The sequence below is a fragment of the Actinoplanes sp. ATCC 53533 genome, assembly GCF_003947245.1.
In genome coordinates, this window is the sequence record NZ_QHHV01000669.1 from 1 (window position 1) to 608 (window position 608).

A 608-nucleotide genomic window follows, 5' to 3' on the forward strand; every position below is an offset into this window, starting at 1 on the left:
TGTCGAACCAGCGTCCCTTCGGGTCCACGGGCATGGTCAGCTCACCGCCACCGGATCGAGCGAGAACAACTCACGCAGCTGGTGGGTGTCGAGGTCGGTCACCCAGTCCTCGCCGGTGCCGACCACCGAGGAAGCCAGCGTCTTCTTGCGCTCGATCATCGCGTCGATCTTCTCCTCGAGCGTGCCGGTGCAGATGAATTTGCGAACCTGCACGTTGCGGGACTGTCCGATTCGGAACGCCCGGTCGGTGGCCTGGTCCTCGACCGCCGGATTCCACCAGCGGTCCACGTGGATGACGTGGTTGGCGGCCGTGAGATTCAGGCCCGTGCCGGCTGCCTTGAGCGACAGCAGGAACAGCATCGGCTCGGTGTCGTTCTGGAAACGGTCGACCAACTCGTCCCGCCGGGCCTTCGACAGTCCACCGTGGAGCCAGAGCACCGGCCTGTCCAGATGCGCCGCCAGGTATGGCTGCAGCATCGTCCCGAACTCCGAATACTGCGTGAAGATCAGCGCCTTGTCGCCGTCCTCGATGATCTCCTCGGTCAGCTCCTCGAGCCGGGCCAGCTTGCCCGAGCGGCCGGGCAGCCGGGAGCCGTCCTTGAGCAGGT

At 65.6% G+C, this 608-nt stretch carries 1 protein-coding gene; it reads right to left on the reverse strand.

Going from position 1 to position 608, the window contains the following annotated elements:
• Positions 1 to 36 precede the first annotated feature (36 nt).
• Positions 37 to 608 (reverse strand): DEAD/DEAH box helicase (locus tag DMB66_RS60555; RefSeq protein ID WP_148113017.1); only part of this gene is annotated, 572 nt, incomplete at its 5' end.